Source organism: Cellvibrio sp. UBA7671 (assembly GCA_002483145.1).
Taxonomy (GTDB): domain Bacteria; phylum Pseudomonadota; class Gammaproteobacteria; order Pseudomonadales; family Cellvibrionaceae; genus Cellvibrio; species Cellvibrio fibrivorans.
In genome coordinates, this window is the sequence record DLHJ01000005.1 from 94,796 (window position 1) to 115,627 (window position 20,832).

At 46.7% G+C, this 20,832-nt stretch carries 20 protein-coding genes and 1 tRNA gene; 9 read left to right on the forward strand and 12 right to left on the reverse strand.

Annotated elements, in window-relative coordinates:
* The first annotated feature begins 21 nt into the window (after nt 1-21).
* From B4E62_RS06765 to B4E62_RS06775, 3 genes are read left to right on the forward strand one after another with little or no spacing between them, the layout of a single operon-like run.
* On the forward strand, nt 22-795 hold the full coding sequence (locus B4E62_RS06765) for a transporter substrate-binding domain-containing protein (protein WP_331351561.1): 774 nt from the start codon (nt 22-24) through the stop codon (nt 793-795).
* The gene (locus tag B4E62_RS06770; RefSeq protein WP_331351562.1) at nt 792-1,313 is read left to right on the forward strand and encodes a hypothetical protein; all 522 of its coding nucleotides are present in this window, start codon (nt 792-794) and stop codon (nt 1,311-1,313) included. Before B4E62_RS06765 ends, B4E62_RS06770 begins: the two co-directional genes overlap by 4 nt.
* A gap of 16 nt (nt 1,314-1,329) precedes the next feature.
* A complete protein-coding gene (locus tag B4E62_RS06775; RefSeq protein ID WP_331351563.1) occupies nt 1,330-2,715 on the forward strand; it encodes a TonB family protein in 1,386 nt (461 codons plus the stop codon).
* A gap of 83 nt (nt 2,716-2,798) precedes the next feature.
* Here B4E62_RS06775 and nfuA read toward each other — a convergent pair whose 3' ends face one another.
* Complete coding sequence (nfuA, locus tag B4E62_RS06780) at nt 2,799-3,386, reverse strand: Fe-S biogenesis protein NfuA (protein ID WP_310073826.1); 588 nt, start codon at nt 3,384-3,386, stop codon at nt 2,799-2,801.
* A 353-nt stretch (nt 3,387-3,739) separates the two neighbouring features.
* Here nfuA and B4E62_RS06785 point away from each other — a divergent pair, with 353 nt between their 5' ends.
* From B4E62_RS06785 to B4E62_RS06800, 4 genes are all read left to right on the forward strand, one after another.
* Nucleotides 3,740-3,964: a hypothetical protein gene (locus tag B4E62_RS06785; RefSeq protein ID WP_310073824.1), complete on the forward strand. Its 225-nt coding sequence runs from the start codon at nt 3,740-3,742 to the stop codon at nt 3,962-3,964.
* A gap of 221 nt (nt 3,965-4,185) precedes the next feature.
* A complete protein-coding gene (metH, locus tag B4E62_RS06790) occupies nt 4,186-7,911 on the forward strand; it encodes a methionine synthase (protein ID WP_331351564.1) in 3,726 nt (1,241 codons plus the stop codon).
* A 78-nt stretch (nt 7,912-7,989) separates the two neighbouring features.
* Nucleotides 7,990-8,379 carry a hypothetical protein gene (locus B4E62_RS06795; protein WP_331351565.1) on the forward strand — a complete coding sequence of 130 codons (390 nt, stop codon included), beginning with the start codon at nt 7,990-7,992 and terminating at the stop codon, nt 8,377-8,379.
* A gap of 351 nt (nt 8,380-8,730) precedes the next feature.
* Nucleotides 8,731-8,952, forward strand: coding sequence for a penicillin-binding protein (locus B4E62_RS06800; protein WP_331351566.1), 222 nt, complete (start codon nt 8,731-8,733; stop codon nt 8,950-8,952).
* A 25-nt stretch (nt 8,953-8,977) separates the two neighbouring features.
* Here the strand turns inward: B4E62_RS06800 and B4E62_RS06805 are convergent, their stop codons facing one another.
* Nucleotides 8,978-9,406: a VOC family protein gene (locus tag B4E62_RS06805; protein ID WP_331351567.1), complete on the reverse strand. Its 429-nt coding sequence runs from the start codon at nt 9,404-9,406 to the stop codon at nt 8,978-8,980.
* 57 nt (nt 9,407-9,463) lie between these two features.
* A complete protein-coding gene (locus tag B4E62_RS06810; protein ID WP_331351568.1) occupies nt 9,464-9,940 on the reverse strand; it encodes a VOC family protein in 477 nt (158 codons plus the stop codon).
* 501 nt (nt 9,941-10,441) lie between these two features.
* Between B4E62_RS06810 and B4E62_RS06815 the strand changes: the two genes are divergently transcribed.
* A complete protein-coding gene (locus tag B4E62_RS06815) occupies nt 10,442-10,753 on the forward strand; it encodes a hypothetical protein (protein WP_331351569.1) in 312 nt (103 codons plus the stop codon).
* A 41-nt stretch (nt 10,754-10,794) separates the two neighbouring features.
* Here the strand turns inward: B4E62_RS06815 and B4E62_RS06820 are convergent, their stop codons facing one another.
* Nucleotides 10,795-11,199: a hypothetical protein gene (locus tag B4E62_RS06820; RefSeq protein ID WP_331351570.1), complete on the reverse strand. Its 405-nt coding sequence runs from the start codon at nt 11,197-11,199 to the stop codon at nt 10,795-10,797.
* A 30-nt stretch (nt 11,200-11,229) separates the two neighbouring features.
* Nucleotides 11,230-11,823, reverse strand: a complete 594-nt coding sequence (locus B4E62_RS06825) for a nucleotidyltransferase domain-containing protein (RefSeq protein WP_331351571.1) — start codon at nt 11,821-11,823, stop codon at nt 11,230-11,232.
* A gap of 185 nt (nt 11,824-12,008) precedes the next feature.
* Between B4E62_RS06825 and B4E62_RS06830 the strand changes: the two genes are divergently transcribed.
* Nucleotides 12,009-12,182, forward strand: a complete 174-nt coding sequence (locus B4E62_RS06830; RefSeq protein WP_331351572.1) for a hypothetical protein — start codon at nt 12,009-12,011, stop codon at nt 12,180-12,182.
* 184 nt (nt 12,183-12,366) lie between these two features.
* Here the strand turns inward: B4E62_RS06830 and B4E62_RS06835 are convergent, their stop codons facing one another.
* The 7 genes from B4E62_RS06835 to B4E62_RS06865 form a co-directional block, all read right to left on the reverse strand.
* The gene (locus B4E62_RS06835) at nt 12,367-13,086 is read right to left on the reverse strand and encodes a DUF2971 domain-containing protein (protein WP_331351573.1); all 720 of its coding nucleotides are present in this window, start codon (nt 13,084-13,086) and stop codon (nt 12,367-12,369) included.
* 61 nt (nt 13,087-13,147) lie between these two features.
* Nucleotides 13,148-14,365, reverse strand: coding sequence for a HEPN-associated N-terminal domain-containing protein (locus tag B4E62_RS06840; protein ID WP_331351574.1), 1,218 nt, complete (start codon nt 14,363-14,365; stop codon nt 13,148-13,150).
* Between the two features lie 280 nt (nt 14,366-14,645).
* A tRNA-Ala gene (locus B4E62_RS06845) sits at nt 14,646-14,721 on the reverse strand.
* 112 nt (nt 14,722-14,833) lie between these two features.
* Nucleotides 14,834-16,348, reverse strand: a complete 1,515-nt coding sequence (gene gltX, locus B4E62_RS06850) for a glutamate--tRNA ligase (protein ID WP_331351575.1) — start codon at nt 16,346-16,348, stop codon at nt 14,834-14,836.
* Nucleotides 16,349-16,557: 209 nt separating this feature from the next.
* Nucleotides 16,558-16,977 carry a DUF1801 domain-containing protein gene (locus B4E62_RS06855; protein WP_331351576.1) on the reverse strand — a complete coding sequence of 140 codons (420 nt, stop codon included), beginning with the start codon at nt 16,975-16,977 and terminating at the stop codon, nt 16,558-16,560.
* 100 nt (nt 16,978-17,077) lie between these two features.
* Nucleotides 17,078-17,503, reverse strand: a complete 426-nt coding sequence (locus B4E62_RS06860) for a VOC family protein (protein WP_331351577.1) — start codon at nt 17,501-17,503, stop codon at nt 17,078-17,080.
* A 193-nt stretch (nt 17,504-17,696) separates the two neighbouring features.
* Nucleotides 17,697-20,546, reverse strand: a complete 2,850-nt coding sequence (locus B4E62_RS06865) for a di-heme oxidoredictase family protein (RefSeq protein ID WP_331351578.1) — start codon at nt 20,544-20,546, stop codon at nt 17,697-17,699.
* Nucleotides 20,547-20,832 lie beyond the last annotated feature (286 nt).

Genomic DNA, 20,832 nt, shown 5'->3' on the forward strand with positions numbered 1-20,832 from the left:
CAAGTTAGGAGTTGTTAACCAATGCGTAAATCCCGGGCGATCGCATGGCTGTTGCTGTGCCTGCTGGCGATTCAGGTACAGGCTGAACCGCCAGCAACTGGGTCAACGGAAGACTTAATTCGAGTGCATCTGGGTGCCGAAGATTCCTGGCCACCCTATTCCAACGCGCAAGGCCAAGGCGTATCTACCAATCTGATCAAGGCCGCTTTTGCCAAAACCAACCTCACACCGACATTCCGGGTATTGCCCTACGCACGGGTTTTGCACGACTTACAATCCGGAAAAATCGACGGCGGCTACAACGTCACCCTGCAATCGACCACTAAAGACAAGTATATTTTTGGCAAGGTCCCGCTGCTTGCGGTGGAGTCCTACTGGTTTTTTATTCCGGGTACTTATCCAAAAATAAAATCCATTAATGACATACCCGACAAATTCCGCGTCGGCGTAATCCACGATTACGAATATGGCGATATTTACGAAAACCACCGCCACCGCTTTACGGAAGTACAAGTATCACAACAGTCGCAAATTATTCGTATGCTAAAACAGGGACGCATTGATGCCGCCGTGATGTTTGATCGCGAAGCAGAATACGCCCTGAAAGAAATGAAATTAGACGCCGCTATTTTCGATAAACGCTTTTTAAATCATCACGGCGATGTGTATGTCGCTTTCTCACACAAAAGCCCAAGGGCAAGATGGTTGGCGGAGCAATTGGATAAGGGCTTGTTGATGATAAAGGAGGCGGGAGAGTATGATCGCATCCTCTCAGACACCAACAGGGAACCATGATGTCATATCGATTATTAAAAATTTTCACCCTCAGCTCGGCGTGCATCTTTTCATTAGCCTGCACATCAATCTCTTCGCCACCAACCACAATTGCCACACCAATTGAAATTTCCGCATGGGAAACTCGTCTCCCTGCAGAACAGGGCACTGTAAAAATTACGTTTAGCTTGCCCCAGCACGCCAGAGCAGAGTTCCAACTGTTTAATGGCAAACCCGGCCATAGTAATTATGCATTAGCGCGCGTGATGCTGAGTGATGAAAATTGTACATCGGGACACTTAGGCTCCATTAACTATAAAAAAAGTCGTTCTGAATACCTGATTCAATACTTTGAAAAAGAAGCTTCATGGAGTAGGACCAACACCATTACATTGAGTTGGAATGACAATAGTCAAATTACTACCAAACTAAACGGCGAAGTAATTAATATCGATATGCTCAGCAATGCGACCACTTTAAAGATTGTCAGCCATTTAGCGCCTGTCGAAATTCAATCTCTCGAGTACCTGCCACTGTGATTATAAGGAGCACCAAATGCACACTACACATAAAATACTACTAATCGCAGGTCTAACATTATCCTTCTTTTCCATGCAGACTCATGCTAATTTTGAGCTAGGTATGACCCACTATGAATCAAAAAATTTTGAAAAAGCATATAAGGAATTTTTTGAAGCGGCAGAATATGGTGACCATGATTCACAGCAAAATATAGGGGCCATGTACTACCGCGGCGAACATGTAACAAAAGACGTCCCAACCGCTTATGCCTGGATGGCACTTGCGGCTCAAAGCCCTATCATCAACCAAGATGGAATTCATCTAAAAATATTCAACAAACTTAATGAAAATGATAAAAAAATTGCACAGGAAAAGCATGCGGAGCTGCTAAAAAAATATGGCAATGAAGCAATAAGATTAAAGCTAACGCCAATTTTTATTGGCAAAAGCGCAGGATTACAAGATCGCAGGGCCATCAAAAGAGTGGTTCCAGAATACCCTTCAGACATGCTAAGGATGGGAAAATCAGGTTTTGTAGACGTCGTCTTCACCATAGATAAATATGGATTTACACGCGACCACATCGTACATTATGCCCCTTCAAAATCTTTCGAAAAAAAGGCGCTTGAAGCGTTGCGTAAATTCCAGTACGAACCCTCTAAAATAAACAATAAACCTATAGACATTAATGGATATAAAACCAGGCACAACTTTCATCTTACCGGACAAAAACTAGATGAGAAAGAATTAACAAAAACCGTAGATGAATTACGGAAAAAAGCACAATCAGGTGCAGCTATTGATCAACTTGCTTTCGCTTACTTTCTCGAAGCCATACCTTCATTCTGGAAAGATTATGAATTAATTGATAATCCAAACGAGTGGTATGTTAACGCAGCAAACAAGGGCAATGGCGCAGCCAGCTATTTTCTTGGCCGTAATATTTTATACGGGAATATGTGCGAACAAGATCCTATTCAAAGCATGGCTTGGCTATTAAAAGCTGCGAAACAAGGAATTACTGATGCGCAATATATGCTTGCACTGGAAGCTTTCAGTGGCGCTCATTTCGAGAAGAATGAGGAGAAAGCATTTTATTGGCTGAAGCAAGCGGCAACGAGTAACGCACCGGCAAAAGTTCGCCTTGCCTGGATCCTTGCAACTCATCCTGATGCAGAACGACGTAATGGCTCGCTGGCATCAGCTTACATTGATGCAGTTACTGATGACTACATAGACAAACAAAATTATTTTCAGACAAAAGCGGCAGTAGCCGCAGAAAATGGTGATTTCAAAACCGCCATAAAATGGCAAAAGAAAGCAAAAAAAGATGCTGAAAATCTAGAGTTACCTTTAAACATTGTTGAACAACAACTCGCCAGCTACTCCGCCCAAAAACCTTGGCGCGAAGAAATTTGATTAAATTACAAATTGAAGACAAAAAAATACCGCCCCCAAGTACATCAGGGGCGGTATTTTTTTGTGCATCCTATCGAGGTGGATTACATATAGGCGTTTGAACGATCCGTATGGTCGGTCACATCGCGGATGCCTTTTAATTCAGGCAACTTATCCATCAACTGTACTTCAATACCCTGCTTCAAGGTAATCGCTACTGAACCACAACCCTGGCAACCGCCGCCAAATTTCAGGATGGCGATCATATCCTCAGTCACTTCCACCAAACTGACGTTGCCGCCGTGGGAGGCAAGGCTTGGGTTTACATCGTTATACAACACATAGTTGATACGGTCTTCCAGCGGGCTGTCGTCAGTCACGCGCGGCATTTTGGAGTTGGGGGCGCGAATGGTGAGCTGACCACCCATGCGATCTGCCGAATAATCGACTTTTGCATCTTCCAAAAACGGCAGGCTGCGCTCTTCAAAGTAGGCATTAAAACCATTGAGCGGGACAATCACATCACCCTCTTTTTCTTCACCGGGGCGGCAGTAAGCAATGCAGGTTTCTGCGTTGGATGTGCCCGGATTGGCCACGAACATACGGATGCCAATGCCATCGTTGTCTTTCTGCTTATCCAGCAGTTCTTTCAAATATTGTTGGGCGGATTCGGTGATATCGACGTTGACCATAGTAACCTTTCTGTAAATACCTAATACCTGATTAAATTACTCGGGTATTCTACTGCAAAGCCGGTAGCCAAGGCACTAGCAACCCCGTAAAAGAGACAAGTAATTTACAATCGACGCCATAGCGCCAAGGCCTGCAACGATAACCGGCCGAAATCCTGAGCATGTTGAGACTCAATCTTATTTCCACCAACCACCCACCGCTGGCGAGAAACCACTCATCTGGGATTAACAATCCTTTAACAATTAAATGTGATACTTGTCACAATTGTCATTTAAGATTGCATTAAGCAAGCTATGCTTTAATCAGCACCACTTAAAGAATCCGTCTCACCTTGTATAACCGGAGGCTCAACATGAGCGAATCCAATCACTTTTTGCTCAATGCCAAAAACCTGAGAATTACCATCTACATCAGCTTGGCCATCGCCAACATGCTGTTTGGCGCTTTGTATCCTGACTCTATCGTGATGGCCGCATGCGGCTTTGCGTTCTTTGCGGCGCTGGCACTCATTAATCTCCGCCCGGATGACGTAGCGAAGAATGACTCCGACAAAAAGCTGGTTCATATCGAAAAATAGCCGCTAACAGCTGCTACCCCAGCTCGCCCCACGACCAATCCCGACTAAACTCTTAAGCGGATTGGTCTATTCGCCCGACTCCGCTTATAACCGATAAATCCCGATCCGCCGCATCCCCGCAGGCGGGTTTTCTGCTAGAATTCGCGCCAATTTTCTATATCAAACTTTTTTGATATTGCCTCGATAGATTCGAGGCAATTTTTACTCGCCAAAGGTTTTCCATGACTATTCCAGCTGCACTCTCTACCCGTATCACTGCCCTTAATGAGGCGATTCGCCAGCGCATCCTGATCCTGGATGGCGGTATGGGCACAATGATCCAAAGTTACAAGCTGCAAGAGGCGGATTATCGCGGCGAGCGCTTTGCTGATTACCACATGGATATCGCGGGCAATAACGATTTGCTCAGCATCACCAAACCGGACGTCATCCGCGAGATTCAACGCGCTTACTTGGAAGCCGGTGCCGATATTCTGGAAACCAACACCTTCAACTCCACACGCATCTCCATGGCCGATTACGACATGGAAGACCTGAGTCACGAACTCAATTTCGCCTCTGCGCGCCTGGCCAGAGAACTGTGTGATGAAATGACAGCGAAAAATCCGGCCAAACCGCGCTTTGTTGCCGGTGTGCTCGGGCCAACCAGCCGCACCTGTTCTATTTCGCCGGATGTAAATGATCCGGGTGCACGCAATGTAACTTTTGATCAGCTCGTCGAAAATTACCTGGAGTCGATGGATGGTTTGGTCAAAGGCGGCGCCGATATTATTTTGATCGAAACTATTTTCGATACGCTCAATGCCAAAGCCGCGGTGTTCGCGGTAAAACAATATTTTGACAATGTCGGTTTTGAATTGCCGATTATGATATCCGGCACCATTACCGATGCCTCTGGCCGCACCCTGTCCGGCCAAACGACGGAAGCATTTTACAACTCACTCGCACACGCCCGCCCACTCAGCATGGGTTTGAACTGCGCACTGGGCGCGAAAGAATTGCGTCAGTACGTACAAGAATTGTCACGCGTTGCCAATTGCTTTGTGAGCGCGCACCCCAACGCCGGTTTACCGAATGAATTTGGTGAGTACGACCAAACCGCGCAAGAGATGGTGGATATTGTTGAAGAATTTGCTGCAAGCGGATTTTTAAATATTATCGGCGGCTGCTGCGGCACCACACCGGCACACATCAAAGCACTTGCGGATGTGATGGGCAAATATGCCCCACGCAAAATTCCCGATATCGAACCTGCATGTCGCCTCTCCGGTTTAGAGCCGTTCAACATCACCAAAGATTCGTTATTTGTAAACGTCGGCGAACGCTGCAACGTTACCGGTTCTGCGCGCTTTAAAAAATTAATTGTGGAAGAAGATTATTCCACCGCTCTCGAAGTGGCGCTGGAGCAAGTGGAAAACGGTGCGCAAGTAATCGACATCAACATGGACGAAGGCATGCTCGATGCTGAAAAAGCCATGGTGCGCTTTTTGAATTTAATTGCTGGCGAACCGGATATCGCCCGTGTACCGATTATGGTGGACTCGTCCAAATGGGATGTTATCGAAGCCGGTTTGAAATGTATTCAAGGCAAACCGATTGTAAACTCCATCAGTTTGAAAGAAGGCGAAGAAGAGTTTTTACAGAAAGCCAAACTCTGCATGCGCTACGGTGCTGCTGTAGTCGTAATGGCATTTGATGAAACCGGCCAAGCCGATACTATGGCGCGCAAAAAAGAAATTTGTGAGCGCTCTTATCGCACATTGGTAGATAAACTGGATTTCCCACCCGAAGATATTATTTTCGATCCAAACATTTTTGCGGTCGCCACCGGTATTGAAGAACACAACAATTACGCGGTCGATTTTATTGAAGCCACACGTTGGATTCGCACCAACCTACCCCACGCGGGTGTAAGCGGCGGCGTATCCAACGTGTCCTTCTCGTTCCGTGGCAACAACCCGGTGCGTGAAGCAATCCACTCAGTATTTTTGTACCACGCGATTAAAGCGGGGATGAATATGGGCATCGTTAACGCCAGCCAATTGGCGGTGTATGACGATTTACCGCAAGAATTAAAAGACAAAGTTGAAGATGTAATCCTCAACCGTCACAGCGGCGGCACCGAAGCACTGCTCGATATCGCTGAAAAATATCGCGGCGATGGCTCTACCGGCGACGTAAAAGAAGACGCCGAATGGCGCTCGCTGCCGATTGCAAAACGTATTGAACACTCGCTGGTAAAAGGTATTTCAACCCATATCGTTGAAGATACCGAAGAAGCACGCCAACACTACCCTCGCCCGCTCGATGTAATCGAAGGCCCACTCATGGACGGCATGAATGTGGTGGGTGATTTATTCGGTGCAGGTAAAATGTTTTTGCCGCAAGTAGTTAAATCCGCGCGCGTAATGAAACAATCAGTAGCCTATTTGCAACCGTTTATTGAAGCCGAGAAAACCGAAGCCTCAAAACCCAATGGCAAAATCCTGATGGCGACCGTAAAAGGCGATGTACACGACATCGGCAAAAATATTGTCGGCGTGGTATTGCAGTGCAATAACTTTGAAGTGGTTGACCTTGGGGTAATGGTGCCCTGCGATAAAATTATCGACACCGCCATTGAACAAAACTGCGACATTATCGGACTCTCGGGTTTGATCACCCCATCGCTGGATGAAATGGTATTTGTCGGCCGCGAAATGGAACGCCGCGGTATTAATAAACCCTTGATGATTGGCGGCGCCACCACCTCCAAAGCACATACTGCCGTAAAAATTGACCCGGTGTTTAAACTCAACCAAGTGGTTTACGTTGCAGATGCCTCGCGCGCCGTAGGTGTCGCCAGCACACTACTGTCCGACGAGCTGCGCCCCAAATTCGTGGAAGACCTCAAGAAAGAATACATAGATGTACGCGAGCGCAACGCTAACCGCAAACCACGCGGCACAGTGCGCTCCTATCCCGAGGCTATCGCCAAAGGTTTAAAACTGGATTGGGATAATTACACACCACCAGCACCCACATTTACCGGCGTAAAAGTATTTGAAGATTACGATTTAAATACGCTAGTTGATTTTATCGACTGGACACCTTTCTTTATCAGCTGGGATCTCGCCGGAAAATATCCAAAAATTCTGGAGGATGAAATCGTCGGCGAAGCTGCACGCAATTTATTTGCCGATGCACAACAGATGCTGCGTAAATTGATCGATGAAAAGCTGATTCGCGCCAACGGCGTAATCGGCTTCTGGCCAGCGAATACGGTCAACAGCGATGACATCGCCGTATACAATGCGGATGGAAAACAAATCAATACTTTGCACCACATCCGCCAGCAACATTTAAAACAAGGCATGGAATCGCGCCCGCATTATTCACTCGCGGATTTTGTTGCACCCAAAGAAACTGGAAAACAGGATTACATCGGAGGCTTTGCGGTCACTACCGGCATAGGCGCAGAAGAACTCGCCAAGCAATATCAAGATGCAGGCGATGACTACAATAGCATCATGGTAAAAGCCCTCGCCGACCGGTTGGCCGAAGCTTTCGCTGAACACATGCATCAACGTGTGCGCAAAGAATTTTGGGGCTACGACCGCGATGAAAATCTGTCGAACGAAGATTTAATCAAAGAACAATACAAAGGCATTCGCCCCGCCCCAGGTTATCCCGCCTGCCCGGATCACACCGAAAAAACGCAATTGTTTAAATTGCTGGATGGCGAGAAAAATACTGGCATCACGCTGACTGAGCATTTCGCGATGCTGCCGACCGCCGCCGTTTCCGGCTGGTACTTTGCGCATCCGCAAGCGGAATATTTCAATACTGGGAAGATTGAGAAAGATCAGGTGGAGAGTTTGGCGCAGCGTAAGGGTTGGAGTGTGGAAGAGATTGAGCGGTGGATGAGTCCGGTGTTGGCGTATGAGCCGGGGGCTGTTGTTGAATAAACACATTACAACTCATTACAATTTGTTGCTATTGAACTGGTAGCCTCTTTTGCGTAGCCATCGAACAAGGAAATTTTTATGCTGTTTAATCGAGTCGTTTCCATAGCAATTGTAACCCTTAGTACATTACTTTCCGCCTGTGGTGGCGATGGTGAAACTTCCGAACCGCAGCTGAAGTTAACAGGACCAAATCAGGTCAAAGTATTTAAGAGTGACAACTCAATCCAATGTGAAAGCGAAGGCATTCCACTCGATGAAATGCGATTGGAATTAGCCAAAGCAGGTATCGATGTTATCTGCGCACAGAAGACTCATGATGGAATGGGCTACCCATCTGTTTGCGGAGGGGGCACCGGAAATATTAACGTCTATGTGATCCAGAACAGCAATCTTCCAGATGCTGAAAAGCTAGGGTATAAATCAGTAATAGAATTGCCCGGCTATAAAGATCAGGTCTGTAGTAACTAGTTCTCAGCAAAGATGCACACCTATCAGGAATTTGAATCGCTTGGTCACATTAAAACAAGATGCTGACTGAAGGTGTGCTTCGCTTTGCTTTTCCATGATAGATCGCTTCCATGTTATTGCCATCCGGGTCAAGCACAAAGGCCACTAATAACCTGGATGGTACGGAAGCTCGAGTCGCTTGCCGTTATCTTTTCTCAATGCCGGTTGAAAAACGCATCGACATGGCTTCGTCGCGCGCCTGAAATGCTAAATGATATATAATTTAATTTGCCACCTTCACCAAACGCTGGTAGGGGATTGGTTCTAAGCCCAGGCGACCCACAGCAATATACCCACACAGGGAAACGATCTATGAGTGCTGCAACCAATGACGACCTAATTCAAGCATTAAAAATTGCCTTTTGTTATATGCCCAAAGCAATTGAGGTAAACAAATACGAATACGGTGACAGATACCAAACCGTACTCGACCATATTCAAACGGTGAGAGAGACTTTGCTGATTAATGAGATAGACCCGGAAGAAGTCTATGGTGAAATTAATCCCGACAGCACACCGAATTCTTCTTATTAATCATTGCGCAAAACAATCAGCCCTACTAAAACACAACGGTAATAGATGCTGCGCTACGCTTAGCCATCCCGTGGGAAACCGCTTCGATATTGTTGCCATCGGGATCTAACACAAACGCCGCGTAGTATCCTGGGTGGTATGGGCGTTCACCCGGTTTGCCATTATCTTTTCCGCCATTTGCCAAAGCAGCTTGGTAAAACGCATCGACCATCGCTTCGTCTCGCGCCTGGAATGCCAAGTGATGGCGCCCTGTCAATACGCCTTGTGCAGCGTCACTTTCGGGAGTGGATACAAACAATTCGTCTGCCCAAAAATACCCATCACCTGAACCACCTAATGGGATATCCAGCTCCTTAAAAACAGCGGTGTAAAATTTTTGCGCTGCTGGAAGATCCTTCACCACTAGCTGAATGTGATCAATCAACCGCCCGCGATGTAATTCTTGCGTTTCCATTTTTGACTCCTTTAATAAAAAGTCACAACGCTCATTATCGTTAAATCACCAAAAGCATTATTTTTTGTTGTATGCCTCATGCAAAGCGACAACATCAAACTTCTTCATTTTGAGAAATGCTTCTGTGATCCGTGCAACCCGTTCAGGATCTTCGTCTTGCATCATCTCATCCAATATTGATGGAACAATCTGCCAGGACAAACCGAACTGGTCTTTCAACCAACCACACTGTTCAGCCTCCGGCACTGCAGAAAGTTGCTCCCAGTAATAATTGATTTCTTCCTGAGTGTCGCAATTGACAATAAACGAAATAGATTCATTAAATTTGAACAGAGGCCCCGCACTGATTGCCATAAAAAATTGCCCCGAAAGGGAAAACGAAACCACATCGCACTCTCCTGACGGCGTGTCATGCAGCTTGGTAATACTGAGAATTTTTGAATCAGGGAAAACCGAACAATAAAAACGCGCAGCTTCTTTTGCTTCTGTATCAAACCATAAATGTGGGACGATTTTCTGTTTAATCAAAGCCATTTCATTTCTCCTTATTACCGACAGTGGTTTTGCTGTGGAAACATGCATACAAGATGACACATAGAAGACATTAGATTTAATAATTCACGCGACATCATCGTCACCAACAGGCGCATAAATATCGTTCTTGGTTTTAACCAAGTTTTCACTATTAATATTTAGGATTGCATGACTCTCTCTATGTTCCGCAAACCCTTCCAAGCCAATTCAAATAACAGAAAGAGTTTTAATAATTTTAAACATCACCTCAAAAAAACACATGGACAAAGCACTGAATATTTCATTATTTCGCCGGCTTTCAACAAGCCAATCTCATCCTACATCAGTGTTTTCAGTGAATCAGTCACTACAATAAGCTTATAGCTCTCGTTTTGCAGCTCTGTGCCTCCCGCGAGTACTCCCATGTTATGGCGGCTTGGCGGGGCCACCTTGAAGGGGTCACCTTCAGGTGGGCCGGTTGGTTTGGGCCAGTATTGAGACCACACACTGTGGGGTTGTGTTATGGATAATATTAACCGCCTAGCGCCAGCTACATCCCAATGCGTGATCGAGCTCGATCCCTTCCAATACAATTACTACCAACAAAGTTGCATAGAAATCCATTCGCCAGACGGCGAATATCTTGAAAGCATCGGCTACGACATTCAAAAACAAATTCAGGCAGAGCAAACCACTCAACTGCAAGAGCAGATTGTTTTACTGCAATCACTTTGCGAGAAAATTGCTCAAGAGGTGGAATTGCCTGCGCAGGCAATTGCGGGACTGGGGGAGTTGTTGTTTCGGGTTAGGGGGATTATTGATAAGCAGAATTGATGAAATTGAGGCGGCTTTTTGGCCGCCTGTTTACTCTCACTTTATTCACTTATTTTTTCTAACAACGCATCAGTTGCCTGCAATAACTCCGCGAGAAGTTTTTCATCAATATCCAGATAGCCTTCATACTCAGCCAGATTTCTACGTTCATGGCAGAGCGCAAAAATGCGCACTTGGGTTTTGCTTACAGTCACAGTATGTGCCAAGCACTGAAATACCAGATAGCGTTTATCTGATCGATACCCCTTTTGGCGCAAAGCATATAACGCGAGTGCATGCGCAGAGTTGTAAGCTAAATCAAAACGGCTGGCAAAACTTAATGCAGAATTATGTGCATCTTTCAGACGGTCAACAGCACTGCGCAATAAGCCAGCCGATTCATTGGCATCGGGTGGTTCGGCCTTTAAGCCTCCCGTGCGAAATAAATTTTCCAGTTGTTCAATCATGCATGCCTCCTTTCATTTTTTATTTAAACCTTATGCAACACTTTCATCCCATAGCGGAATACGAGCCTGCTCTATCACTCGCTGCAAGAAATGGTTTCCCGCCTTAAGTTTGACCTCAAAATCTTGCACAGTATAAAGCGTTGGATTTATGGTGCGCCCCAGCATTTCTTCTGCTGGCGCAAGCAATTCCATAACCTTGGTATAACTTAAGTCATCGCCTACTAACATCAGGTCTATATCGCTACTTGCAGTAGCCTCACCTTTCGCAATAGAACCATAAATAAACCCCTGTGCTATCTGCGATGCCAGCGGCGCCAATGCAACCTTGAGCGTATCGCCAATACCAAAGGTTTTGCGAACTATGGCCGCTAGATCGGCGTAAATAGGGCAGCTCTGATTTGCCTGGTAATGGCTTTGGTTGCCAATTTGAACACGGCTAATTAAACCAGCAGTATGTAACTTTTCCAGTTCACGCATCACCGTACCTTTACCAAGACCAGCCCAGCGAACAATCTCATTGGCAAAGAAACTCTGGTCAGGTTTGGTAAATAACAAACCCAGCACTTTTTGCTGGGTTTTACTGAAAAGGGCGTCGCCCAAACCTAGTGTTTTTAGGGTATTCATAGCAATAAAACTCAAAAGTCCCAATTTGGGTATGATAAGTCCCTTTTTGGGAACATTCAACCCCATCGGCTATTACAGCCAACCCCACCCCATACACCTATTACCAACAAAGCTGCATAGAAATTCGTTCGCCCAACGGCGACCATCTTGAAAGCATCGGTTACGACTTCTTATAAAAAAATAAGGTGCAAAAACAAACCCAGGAAGAAAAAACAACTCCACTGCAAGAGCAGATTGTTTTGCTGCAATCACTTTGCGAGAAAATTACTCAAGAGGTGGAATTGCCTGCGCAGGCAATTGCGGGATTAGGGGATTTGTTGTTTCGGGTTAGGGGGATTGTGGATAAGCAAAATAAATAAAAGTAAGGTGGTCTTAAGACCACCTGGAAGCAACAGGAAGACTGATATAAAGTTTTGACTAACGTTTAGATAGGTAACTTGCCTCGAACTTGAGCATTGCCCACTATGCTGCGAACAACTTTTATAAGGAAGCTTATTATTTGATGGATTACAAGTGATTACAAATTGAATCGAGGTTAAAAATCTATGATTCGTAACTAATTTGTATTCCTCTTGATAGACATATAGCTTCAATTCGTTCGATGATTGATCTATCAACTTTATTTCCAATTGTTACTTTCGTTATGGGCAAATCAAAGGATAAATTTACATTGGTGCATTTACCAATAAATCTTATTTCTTTTTCAATTTCCCATCTCCTATGTTTAGTACAAAGAATATGTACATAGAGTTCTCGTATGACTGTAGCGTCCAATTGGGATCTTAGGAAGCTATCAACATGAAACGTCTTCTCGTCGACATACTCGACTCTGTGAAAGGTTTCTCCGATCTCAGCTTCAGCCAACTCAAATTCGACCGCAACTCCATTACCGTTTCCACCATATACTTTCCAAAGATATTCATTTGGCTGCCGCATCGAAAAGCTTGTCACACCCATTGTGTTCCGACATGTACGGATAATACTTTTTTCTATCGGTTCTACAAAATCTCTAATTCTGTTTTCGTTTACAGCGACCAGAGCTGCCAAAGAGGCATACAACTCGGGGCGGCCGTTAAGCAGAATTGAGTTTTTTATAAGCAGAACCGTCTGCGCTGTTGGATCGCAACTCATTGTAAATTGAAACTCTTCCTCATCATTTAATTGATCAGTTGACGAAACCCAAATCTTTCCCTCTTCAATTATTTGGAAGAAATGTTCGTGATATTCGTCAATGGAAAGGTTTTTAAGTTTATATATCTTCATTCATTAGCTACTGAATACTAAAGCTCTCGCAAATTAATGGCATCCATCACATATTTAAAAATTAATATGCAGGAATCACTTTCGATTCAACCCTATGCAGTTCCAACATTTGTGGTTCATAAAATTGGTATTCACGAGGCGAGCATTGCTCGGAATCGGCGAATATTACTAAAGCTCTTTTTCCTGGAGATTTTGAGCTCGGGTAAATCACTCCATCGCATGAGATTCCATCTGCTGTTTTAAATACGTGCCTGAAATACTCCGTCACAATTTGAGTTGGCACGTAATCAATGTGGGCACGATCTTCTCGATCTATCGGTTTTGTAAAATCTTCTATGAAGTCATCAAGGAATTGCAATTTCGTACGCGTTTTTTTGCCTTCTTCGTCAAAGATTGTGGGTACCTCAAATGGGCGTGATAGATCGATCATAGTTAAAGGTCTTACCGGCTTGAAGACACCACAAATAGCCTTTTTTTCCGTTGCACTAGGTTGGTAGGTTTCGGCAATTGACGTTTCCAAATCGAATGCGCCGTAAAACATAGAAATTCCTGCTGGGCTCATTCTATTTGGAAGGCGTGCATATTTTAGCGGTGGAGAGCCCAAATCAGATGCAGTTTGAAAGTCGTCAGAGGGGTTTACGATCCTTACTCTTAAAATTTCCTCATCCACCGCAATTGTAGTTATCCATTGCAATTGATTGATTGCTTTCGCAAGCACATCAAGTATGGCAACAGGATTAATTTCGTCATGCTGATTTGGATTGTGTTCAGTATTAACTGCATCAAGGAAAAAGTATCTCGATTTTATTTTGACAAATCTGCAAAAGTTATCCCATCCACTAATAAGAACCTCATGATCTGCTAATGAGTAAGGATCTTTAGTGCACCAATCTTGATTATGTATAGCAGAACAAACATCATCAAATAGATCACCGGAATTTATTTCCAAATTGATATGCAAAAGTAGTTCATAGGTGGATATCGTTGGCAGTTGATAACCTCCTTCGGCAGTTTCATAAGGCACCCCAGCACTTGCTGGATCAGTCCAGTTTTGAGTTATCGAAGAAAGTATGTATTCAAGTACTGTATCGAAATCGCAAGCAATTACTTGCTCTTCCTCATCATTCTCACAATATGAGCACGTTGAACAACTTTGGTGTTTTGCAATAAATTTTTTAAGCCCATGGTCCTCAAAACAATTTGTACAAACTGTGGACTCACTGCCTGAACTGAACCCTCTATCCCAGTCTTCAATCATTTGACTTTTTGCAATACCCATATGTCCTCCATTGGCCATTGGCGCCTCATCAATTGCTGAGTGGTGATGCCGCCCAGCGGGTAGAATCCAAAGTTAGAATGTAGCTCATGAGGTCACACCATCGTCCAATTTCTATAAAAAATAAGTCGTTTTGATCCGTCGTTAGCGGGGTATTGCTCTCTTCGGCTTTTTTGTACGCGAGACCAGTTTTATTAGTAATCGAAAAGCAAAAAATAATTCCAGTTAGCTAAAAACGGAAAACAAAAAACCCGCTTATCTTGCGATAAGCGGGTTTTTAATTTGGTGGAGCTTAGCGGGATCGAACCGCTGACCTCAACACTGCCAGTGTTGCGCTCTCCCAGCTGAGCTAAAGCCCCAGATTCTTCGACATCCTGTCTCTGAGTGGCGCGCATTTTATGCAGGTGCCTCCGGAGTGTCAAGCAAAAGTTTTGGGCTTGTACTCCGGTTTTTTATCGATAAATCAAGCGGTTAACTGTTGGCGGCTGGCTCTTCTACTGCAACACCCAACTTATCAAAGATCTTTTCCAGATCCTTTTGTTTGTTTTTGCCGAAACCGCCCAAGGCATTGATCGCGTGGCGGATGCGGGCGCGACTCAGGTCGGGGCCGATGATCTGCATGGAGTCCACTACCGAGAAGCTGGCGGTAGTGCCTGCAATGGCGACGAAGACCGGTGCGAGGGCGTCTTTGATCTTGATGCCCATTTGGTCGGCGAGCAGTTTGAGTTCGGCAAACAGGTTGTCGCGTTCCCAGGTGCGCAGGGCTTCCAGGCGCCAAAGGGCGAATTGCAGGTACTCTTTTTGTTTCTCCACATCCAGCTTGTTACCAGCGAAACTCGCTTCGTTCACCGGCATCATGCCGCTGACGAGGAAGCCCGCCAGTGGGGCGAAATCGCTCAGGGTGGTCATGCGCGATTGGGCGTGTGGCAGCGCTTGCAGCAGGGTTTCTTTGTTGAGTGCCCAACCGTGCAAACGCTCTGCGAGTTGCTCGACAGTGAAGTTCTCGCGAATCCACAGGCTGCTGAGCCAGTTGAGTTTTTCTACATCGAAAATCGGGCCGCCTAATGACACGCGCAGCAGGTCAAAGTGCTCCTGCATTTCGGCGAGGGTGAATTTCTCGCGCTCGTCCGGCATTGACCAGCCCATGCGGCCGAGGTAGTTGAGCATTGCTTCCGGCAAATAACCCATGCGCTTGTAATAAAGGATGCTAGTGGGGTTTTTGCGTTTGCTGAGTTTGGATTTATCCGGGTTGCGCAGTAGCGGCAAGTGGCACAGCACGGGCGCTTGCCAGCCGAAGTATTCGTAGAGTTTCAGATGCTTGGGCGCAGAGTTGATCCACTCTTCGCCGCGAATCACGTGAGTGATTTGCATCAGGTGATCGTCCACCACGTTGGCGAGGTGATAGGTGGGCATGCCGTCGCCTTTGAGCAGCACTTGCATATCCACTTGCGACCATTCGATCTCAATCTTGCCGCGCAGCATATCGTCGATTTCACACACGCCCTCTTCCGGGATTTTCATGCGGATAACGTAAGGCTCGCCTGCATCCAACTTGGCTCGCACTTCAGCGGGCGATAATTTCAAACCGCGACCGTCGTACTTGGGGGTTTCACCGCGCGCTTGTTGTTCGCGGCGCATATCATCCAGCTCTTCAGCGGTGGCGAAGCAATAGAAGGCATGGCCTTTTTCGACCAGCTCAAAGGCATATTTGCCGTAGATATCCATCCGCTCGCTTTGGCGATAAGGGCCGTGCGGGCCGCCCACGTCCGGGCCTTCGTCCCACTCCAAACCCAACCAGCGCAGGCTGTCCAGAATCGCTTGTTCTGATTCAGGGGTGCTGCGGGTTTGGTCGGTATCTTCAATGCGCAACAGGAATTTGCCACCGTGCTGACGGGCAAAACACAGATTGAACAGGGCGATATAAGCGGTGCCTACGTGGGGGTCGCCGGTGGGCGACGGGGCAATACGGGTGCGAACTTCAGACATGAAACGGCCTTTTGTGCGAATCGATAAGTTGGAAATAGGAAAAGGCGCGCATTATACGCTTGAATCGCCCGGCGGGAGAAACGGAGATTAAACCGCTCAGGCAAGTCGTCATCCCTGCGAACGCAGGAGCCGTTAGACCAGCGCAGCTAATCCAGCCTCTTGAATGTTATGGATACCCGCGTTCGCGGGTATGGCGAAAATGATGTTTTTCAGAAGCCGCCCAGCAGAGGTAAATGTTTGAGGCGATGGTACTGCAAGGCCAAAGCGATGCAGTGTTTTAGTTGCTTAACGGGGATAAGCTCAAGGCGGGTAAAGATGATTGCCCTATTCCCTTCATAGCAAAACAAATTGCCATAAAGTGCTTCGAAGGTTTCGACGAGAGTAGTTTTGCAATTGAAATAAAGTGCGTAGTGTTCGGGCGCGCGCGGTTTCCAATCCATGCGGATGGTGCTGCCCTGTTTGGCAATGTAACTCGGCTCGCCCCACTTCAAACTTTCTTCTATTTCGCCCACATCCAATTCAGCAGCAGTTTCAAAAATTAATGTGCGCAGGAATAATAATTTTTTGCGCATCTCGGGGGGATATTTTTTAAAGACATCAGCAACGGCGGGATTGTGGATCGCTTGCATAACAATACGCTCCTGATGGGCGCAATAAATATCAGCAAGTGTTGACTCATTAGTGCCGATATATATATTGCGGACTGCTAAAAAAACAACCGTGAAAAAATTAATGGCCTTGAAGTTTTGCGGCGAGTTCTTCATCCCAAAACGCTGCTTCAATTTTGTGGCCATCGAGGTCGCGCACAAAGCAGCCGTAATAGGCATCACTATACAATGGACGCGGGCCAGGTGGGCCGTCGCAGATTGCACCAGCGGCGATGGCTGCATCGTAAAACGCGTGCACCTGGTCTTTGGTTAGTGCAATAAAACCCATATGAAATCCATTGCTGAGTGTTGCAGGTTGGCCATCATGTGGTGTGCACACCCAAAATTCGGGGTACATGCGTCCGTACGCAATTGCGCCTGGGTGCTCCATGATGATGTTGATATCCAAAGTTGCGAGCACAACATTATAAAAAGCGCGTGCTTTTTCATAATCATTTGTGCCAATTGATACATGCGAAATAATGCTGGGGTTTTGTGTGCTCATCATTCTCTCCGTGATTCAGTGAAAAACAACTTACCACTATAGAGTAAAGAAGCTGTGCGTCAGAAATCGTCAGGAGAAATTCACACGCAAAAAAAATCCAAAAAAAAAGCCCCGGTAATTAACCGGGGCAAGGAGAACGCTAGCTAACTAGTACTACTAGCCGCTAGAGAGAATTAACTATTAGAGCGATTCCTCATTACAGTGACTCAAGGAAACGCAATACATCTTGTTTTTGGCTGGCAGACAAAGCCTGGTAGGCATTTTTAGATGCTTGACCTTCACCGCCGTGCCAGAGGATTGCCTCTTCAATGGTGCGCGCGCGGCCATCGTGCAAGTAGCTATGCACTGGCGTACACACTTGTGCACCCTGACCGGCATTCGTTACACCGCCCGTTACGCAAGCAGACAAACCAATACCCCACAGAGGCGCAGTACGCCATTCAGCACCGCTCGCTTGACCTTCACCCAAATTGTCGGCCAGGTCTGGGCCCATATCGTGCAGCAACATATCGGTGTAAGGCTTGATGGTTTGGCTGCGCAATTCACCCAATGGATGGAATTGACTGGTCACTACGGAGGGCGTATGGCAACCCACACAACCAATTGATGCAAATTGTGTTTCACCACGTTGTACTGCTGCATCGTTCAAGTTGCGTTGCGGGCGCACACCGAGAGTTGAAATATATTTCACCAGATTGTTCAGATGTGTATCCGACAACTCCGAACCACTCGCACCGCAGTCGTTTTGTGCTGAACCGCAATCAGGATTAGGCAGCACACTGGTCATTACACCCATATCGGAATTGAACGCCGCTGCCACTTGATTCTTAACGCTGGTGGTACCGGCTTTGTACCCAAAGCGGCCCAAACGGGTTTGGCCAGATGGATCAACAACACGATTGGCGCGGCCGGAAATGCCATCGCCATTAGCATCGTTGATATCTTCTTTTGCCAAAATCGTTGCTTCCGGAATCGCTTCCAACAAACCCATGCCAACAAGTTGTGGTGCAACACGCGCAGAGAAACGCGCTGGCGTTACGCCGCTGAATTGATAGTTGGGTTTGCGCAGGCCATTCGTTTCCGTCCAGAAAGCGATAGACGCTTGCCCTTCACTTGCAACACCATTAGAGGATTTTGGTTGCAATGCGCGACCTAAATTTGGATGCGAGTTGCCATTGATATCGGCCACTTTGAATACCCATTTTTCCAGCGGTTGACCAACCGGTGCTGGTGCAGCGCGGCCGTTGCGCACGTGGCATCCGGCGCAGCGATCATGCACATAATGCGGGCCCGCTTTGCCGACGGTATCGGGGAAGATGCCGTTATCTACAACGTGTTCATCGTGTGAACCATCAATAAATGAGGCGTGATGCACGCGGCGTCCCAATACAAACGGCTGGCCATTTTGCGATGCCAGGTTGGTCGCCATTTGGATGAAATGGTTATCTGGCTCATTTGAATGGTTGTATGGAAGCGTTGTTTTGCCACCCAACCAGGCTTTCTCAGGGATTTCTATCGAATCTTTTCTACCACCAAGAGTGCCGAAACTGCCAGTAACATCCCAAGGCACAAGACCTTTACCGACGATATAAAGATAGGTAGTGCCGTAGTAGGCCGAGCGACCGTGTGGAACTGTGTGATCGAGGAATTGACTCAATTCAAATTCCAGTTTATCGCCGATACGGATATTGCGGCCTTCGCGCGCATTGAAGCTGCGCTCTTTGTAGTAGTTGAGATTGTCGATCACGTTCATGGTGCCGTTATCGTAATACTCAGCCACAGTGCCTACACCGCGATAGAACCAGCGGTTTTCCGCTTCGGTATCGTTCAATTTAAATTGTGTTTTCACGTTCATGCGCACAGTGTTGCCACCTTTGGCAACGTAATCCACAATTTCAATTTCAGCAGTGCGGTGCTCCCAATAAAAACTCAGGAAGTGATCATAAGCTTGGAATTGATCTTCTTTTGCATGACGGTCACGACCTCGGTCAGCAATGCGTGTTACCAATGCATCACCGCGATCAAATTGAATCGCACCTTCAAGCGCCGTTGATGCGTTATATAAGGGAACAATATTACCGAGGCTCGCCGCAGAAGAACTGGATGGTGCAACTGATGTAGGTGTTGAACTGCGCGATGAACTGGCTGGCACGCTCGATGGTGCCACCGAGCTGCGAGAAGAACTCGACAGCGGTGTGCTTGAACGCGATGAACTCACTGGCGCTACACTGGATGCCGGTGTGCTAACGGAATAGTTTTGCCAGGGTGTATCCTGCCCCAATCCTGAACGGATGATAGTGAAATTAATACTCACCACACTGCTCGCATTTAAATTAGGAATGTCATAAGTCCACACACCACCCGCTACATTCATGCGCACATTTTGTTGCGCGCCGTTGTTGATGCGGTAATGGATATCGGCGATGTCGGCTTGAGTTACAGTCGCGCGCAAGGTCGTGCTGTTGAGCGTGGTAACGCAGCCGAGATTGCAATTACCGGCCGCCACACTGGATGCAGCAACAGATGAGGCCGCGGGCAGAGCGCCGAACACATCCATCTCAAAAATCGAGTAGCCCCAGTTGTTGCCTGCACTGCGCGTCAATGCGTTCATGCGCACATAGCGATAAGTGCCGCTCAAGCCGACCGTATCGGTGCGGTTGCCAAAAGTTCCGCCAGTGCGCAGGCTGAGTTGTGTCCAACTGGAATTATTGTTGGAGCCGAGAATTTCATAACTCGCGGCGTTTGCGGCTTCCCACAAAATCACCACTTGATTGAGCGCATAAGGCTGGCCTAAATCGAGCGTCAGTGAGCTGGGTGAAACACCATGATTGGATTCCCAACGGGTGCTGCCGTTGTTGTCATTCGCCAAATTCGCGGGTTGTAGATTGGTACTGCCGGTGGCAGAAACGGCGTTGATGTTGATAACTTGTGCGCTAGTCGTTTGCACATACAGGCTGCTACTAACGAGCGTGAGTAATGCGCAAACGGCGCGGCGGCCGAATGCACGGCGCCCGAGTACACGGCGTCCGAATTGAATGATTCGCATGTGATCTTGCCTCTGTTGTTGAAATTATTGTTTTTTGAAATAGTGAGTTGTGCGAGAGGTTGATTTACCCAACTAACAACTGCCCTTATAACAACGGCAATGGGAACCAACGGTTGATTAATTGCATCCTTAATCGTTAGATTCAGCTTCACTGCTGCGATGAGTTTCATAAACACAACTGTTCTGGCAACACCACAGACCGGGTTCAGTAGTGCTTATGTAGTAGCTCGAATGCGATTCTAAGTGCCGGAGAAAAATCTGTCGTCCCACTATGGACCCGGCGTTA

Bases quoted from the DNA above. Each gene is read 5' to 3' on its own strand.
- B4E62_RS06815 (WP_331351569.1), top strand. From the start codon at position 10,442: ATGGATAATATTAACCGCCTAGCGCCAGCTACATCCCAATGCGTGATC.
- B4E62_RS06825 (WP_331351571.1), bottom strand. From the start codon at position 11,823: ATGAATACCCTAAAAACACTAGGTTTGGGCGACGCCCTTTTCAGTAAA.
- B4E62_RS06835 (WP_331351573.1), bottom strand. From the start codon at position 13,086: ATGAAGATATATAAACTTAAAAACCTTTCCATTGACGAATATCACGAA.
- B4E62_RS06765 (WP_331351561.1), top strand. From the start codon at position 22: ATGCGTAAATCCCGGGCGATCGCATGGCTGTTGCTGTGCCTGCTGGCG.
- B4E62_RS06800 (WP_331351566.1), top strand. From the start codon at position 8,731: ATGAGTGCTGCAACCAATGACGACCTAATTCAAGCATTAAAAATTGCC.
- metH (WP_331351564.1), top strand. From the start codon at position 4,186: ATGACTATTCCAGCTGCACTCTCTACCCGTATCACTGCCCTTAATGAG.
- B4E62_RS06770 (WP_331351562.1), top strand. From the start codon at position 792: ATGATGTCATATCGATTATTAAAAATTTTCACCCTCAGCTCGGCGTGC.
- B4E62_RS06785 (WP_310073824.1), top strand. From the start codon at position 3,740: ATGAGCGAATCCAATCACTTTTTGCTCAATGCCAAAAACCTGAGAATT.
- B4E62_RS06805 (WP_331351567.1), bottom strand. From the start codon at position 9,406: ATGGAAACGCAAGAATTACATCGCGGGCGGTTGATTGATCACATTCAG.
- B4E62_RS06775 (WP_331351563.1), top strand. From the start codon at position 1,330: ATGCACACTACACATAAAATACTACTAATCGCAGGTCTAACATTATCC.
- B4E62_RS06860 (WP_331351577.1), bottom strand. From the start codon at position 17,503: ATGATGAGCACACAAAACCCCAGCATTATTTCGCATGTATCAATTGGC.
- B4E62_RS06810 (WP_331351568.1), bottom strand. From the start codon at position 9,940: ATGGCTTTGATTAAACAGAAAATCGTCCCACATTTATGGTTTGATACA.
- B4E62_RS06795 (WP_331351565.1), top strand. From the start codon at position 7,990: ATGCTGTTTAATCGAGTCGTTTCCATAGCAATTGTAACCCTTAGTACA.
- B4E62_RS06855 (WP_331351576.1), bottom strand. From the start codon at position 16,977: ATGCAAGCGATCCACAATCCCGCCGTTGCTGATGTCTTTAAAAAATAT.
- nfuA (WP_310073826.1), bottom strand. From the start codon at position 3,386: ATGGTCAACGTCGATATCACCGAATCCGCCCAACAATATTTGAAAGAA.
- B4E62_RS06865 (WP_331351578.1), bottom strand. From the start codon at position 20,546: ATGCGAATCATTCAATTCGGACGCCGTGTACTCGGGCGCCGTGCATTC.
- B4E62_RS06840 (WP_331351574.1), bottom strand. From the start codon at position 14,365: ATGGGTATTGCAAAAAGTCAAATGATTGAAGACTGGGATAGAGGGTTC.
- gltX (WP_331351575.1), bottom strand. From the start codon at position 16,348: ATGTCTGAAGTTCGCACCCGTATTGCCCCGTCGCCCACCGGCGACCCC.
- B4E62_RS06820 (WP_331351570.1), bottom strand. From the start codon at position 11,199: ATGATTGAACAACTGGAAAATTTATTTCGCACGGGAGGCTTAAAGGCC.